The following is a 2,641-nucleotide window of genomic DNA, read 5'->3' on the forward strand; positions in this document are numbered from 1 at the left end:
AAGGCGACTTGACATGATGCTATATATATAATGGAAAATCCGTGCGCTTGCAAACCCTAGTTTTCAAGAATTTTCAAGGTCTAGTTTATTCGCCATAATGAGTTTTAGCACGATGAATATAGATTAACTTCTGTTCATCATTAATGGTGTAAAGTATTCTATCTTGATAACTTAACCGAATTGAATAGAAACCCGTTAAATCTCCTACTAATTTTTTGCCACTATAGGGAGAAATACTCAGGGTATCTTGGATAATTGACTTCAGTTTTTTCTTAAGTTTAAGGGTTAGCTTATCAACATCTTTTTTAGCTTCTTTGGTAAATCTGACTTCATAAACCATTAATCAATGTCTCCCAAGACTTCCTCAAGAGAATAGGTTTCATTTTCATTAATTTGCTGTAGAGATAGTTGTAAGCTTTCTCTTAAATCGGGAATAGAGAGTAATTCGATGGTTTCTTGTAAACTTTCATAGTTTTTTTGGGAAATCAAAATTACAGAGTCCTCCTGATTCTCAATGGCATAAATTTTGTTATCTTCTGTAACCGATTTAACCAGACTTGGTAAATCGGTTTGAGCATCGGCGATTTTAATTTTTTTGATCATAATTAATCCTTTTTTTGATGATGAAATAATAAAAATTATTGTAGGGATTTAACAATCTCTCCTAATCACAGTCCAGACAGCATCCTCCTATAATTATCCATCATTGTAGTCATCAGTGATTAATTCAATCATAGTCAATGATAGGTGATGCGTTACTGGACTAGGTAATAGGTGTAGGGGTAATTCATGAATTACCCCTACAATAACGTTTTTCTGGATGTTGTTAAAATTTCTCTTGACAAAGGCGACTTGACAGGATACTATATTCATAATGGAAAATCCGTGCGCCTACGAACCCTATTTTCCAAAGCATTCAAACTCTATCTTAATTCTGATTGCCAGAGTTGCGACAACATAGTTTTATATTCTCCATAATCGTTTGGGTATGGGGATGATTTTCCCCTAATCCTTCTCTGAAAATATTAATCGCTTCTAGATGGAGAGGTTCCGCTTCTGTGTAGCTGTCTTGGGAATGATACAATAGTCCTAAATTATTGAGAGATACCAATTTTCATAACTAAGATTGGGAATATTTTGAAAGTGCTTAATGTTAGCTGTAATCAGAGTATAATCGCAATAAATAGCAGTCGCAGCAATAAACAAATCAATCGGGGTAATGAGTTGTCCTTTTATTCTAAGATTAACGTATATTTGAGTAGCTATATCACTAATTTCACGATCATAACCAATTACTTCACTGACTTCTACAAGACGTTCAAATTGTTGTTGTTGATTTCGTGCATCTTTATACAATAAACCACTTTTAATCTCGTAATAGGTAAAGATTGAAAACGATATATAAGTATAGTGTTGTCGATAGATGCGGAATTGTTCAATTACTGCGGGATTGCCTCGTAAAAAATAAGAGAGGATATTGGTATCAAGTAATGCTTGTTTCATAAGTCATTTATCCGTTTTAAATCAAGTTGACGATTAGCTTCTGCTTCTTCGACAATCTCTTGCATAGTATTTTCTATATCTGCTGCCATACCAGCAAATTCCATAAAGTCAACGTCTGGATGTTTTGTTTTTATAGATTGGACAAAATGCAGGATTTCCGGCAGCAGAGAAATGGGAGTTGTTTCAATTTCTTTAATAAGTTGTTCTTTGAGTGTCATAGCTTTATCAGTTATCAGTTATCAGTTATCAGTTATCAGTGAGCAGTGAGCAGTGATTAATTCAATCATAGTCGATGGTGGTGGGTTACTGGACTAGGTAATAGGTGTAGGGGTAATTCATGAATTACCCCTACAATAACGTTTGTCTGGATGTTGTTAAATTTTCTCTTGACAAAGGCGACTTGACATGATATTATATTCATAATGGAAAATCCGTGCGCCTACAGACCCTATTTTCCAACGCTCTTAACTATGATTGGTTCATTCAAGGCTCTCTTGGATTTGGTGGGTAAAATGTATTCTAAGATACAGTCCTGCTGGCGAGGGAATGGAAGGAACCACAAAGGCACAAAGGACACAAAGATCGATTATGTTGTAGGTTAAGCTTATCGCACAGAACCTGGAAGATTCCTATAATAAGTCTAAGCTGTGATTTGAATGATTGAGTGAATACTATGATTGTGTTGTATTTGGCAAGTCTTTATCAATGATCAATTATAGTCTATCCCATAATCCCATAAATCACAGTTAAGGCGATGGATGTTGCTGTTGTCGCATTATTTGTAAGTTTTCCCGAATTGTAACAGTATTAGGATGATTCTCCCCTAATGCTTGGGTAGCAATATTAATCGCTTCTAGATAGAGAGGTTCCGCTTCTGTGTATCTGCCTTGGGAATCGTACAATGCTGCTAAATTGTTGAGGGAAGTTGCCACAGAGGGATGATTGTCTCCTAAGAGTCGTTTACACAAATCTAATGCTTCTAGAAAGAGAGGTTCTGCTTCTGTGTACCTGCCTTGGGAATAGTACAAGTTTGCTAAATTGTTGAGGGAAGTTGCCACAGAGGGATGATTGTCTCCTAAGAGTCGTTTACACAAATCTAATGCTTCTAGAAAGAGAGGTTCTGCTTCTGTGTACCTGC

General features: G+C 35.8%; 7 protein-coding genes. All 7 read right to left on the reverse strand.

Annotated elements, in window-relative coordinates:
- Nucleotides 1–85: 85 nt before the first annotated feature.
- Nucleotides 86–340: a type II toxin-antitoxin system RelE family toxin gene (locus tag PX484_RS18055; RefSeq protein ID WP_002797171.1), complete on the reverse strand. Its 255-nt coding sequence runs from the start codon at nucleotides 338–340 to the stop codon at nucleotides 86–88.
- Entirely contained in the window at nucleotides 340–603 is a 264-nt protein-coding gene (locus PX484_RS18060; protein WP_002756068.1) for a type II toxin-antitoxin system Phd/YefM family antitoxin, read from the reverse strand. The genes PX484_RS18055 and PX484_RS18060 overlap by 1 nt, the downstream gene beginning before the upstream one ends.
- Before the next feature lie 93 nt (nucleotides 604–696).
- Complete coding sequence (locus PX484_RS18065) at nucleotides 697–873, reverse strand: hypothetical protein (protein WP_287767164.1); 177 nt, start codon at nucleotides 871–873, stop codon at nucleotides 697–699.
- Nucleotides 874–928: 55 nt separating this feature from the next.
- Nucleotides 929–1,111 carry a tetratricopeptide repeat protein gene (locus PX484_RS18070; RefSeq protein ID WP_287767162.1) on the reverse strand — a complete coding sequence of 61 codons (183 nt, stop codon included), beginning with the start codon at nucleotides 1,109–1,111 and terminating at the stop codon, nucleotides 929–931.
- On the reverse strand, nucleotides 1,090–1,503 hold the full coding sequence (locus PX484_RS18075) for a type II toxin-antitoxin system VapC family toxin (RefSeq protein ID WP_002780221.1): 414 nt from the start codon (nucleotides 1,501–1,503) through the stop codon (nucleotides 1,090–1,092). Before PX484_RS18075 ends, PX484_RS18070 begins: the two co-directional genes overlap by 22 nt.
- Nucleotides 1,500–1,721: a hypothetical protein gene (locus tag PX484_RS18080; protein WP_106908986.1), complete on the reverse strand. Its 222-nt coding sequence runs from the start codon at nucleotides 1,719–1,721 to the stop codon at nucleotides 1,500–1,502. Before PX484_RS18080 ends, PX484_RS18075 begins: the two co-directional genes overlap by 4 nt.
- A 528-nt stretch (nucleotides 1,722–2,249) precedes the next feature.
- Nucleotides 2,250–2,641: tetratricopeptide repeat-containing protein (locus tag PX484_RS18085; protein ID WP_288105005.1), on the reverse strand; the 392-nt coding region annotated here is incomplete at its 5' end.

It is taken from the genome of Microcystis sp. M49636_WE2, assembly GCF_030065375.1.
Taxonomy (GTDB): Bacteria; Cyanobacteriota; Cyanobacteriia; order Cyanobacteriales; family Microcystaceae; genus Microcystis; species Microcystis aeruginosa_C.

Excerpts from the sequence above, each read along its gene's own strand:
- PX484_RS18055 (WP_002797171.1), bottom strand. The coding sequence starts at position 340 with ATGGTTTATGAAGTCAGATTTACCAAAGAAGCTAAAAAAGATGTTGAT.
- PX484_RS18060 (WP_002756068.1), bottom strand. The coding sequence starts at position 603 with ATGATCAAAAAAATTAAAATCGCCGATGCTCAAACCGATTTACCAAGT.
- PX484_RS18065 (WP_287767164.1), bottom strand. The coding sequence starts at position 873 with ATGAATATAGTATCCTGTCAAGTCGCCTTTGTCAAGAGAAATTTTAAC.
- PX484_RS18075 (WP_002780221.1), bottom strand. The coding sequence starts at position 1,503 with ATGAAACAAGCATTACTTGATACCAATATCCTCTCTTATTTTTTACGA.
- PX484_RS18080 (WP_106908986.1), bottom strand. The coding sequence starts at position 1,721 with ATGACACTCAAAGAACAACTTATTAAAGAAATTGAAACAACTCCCATT.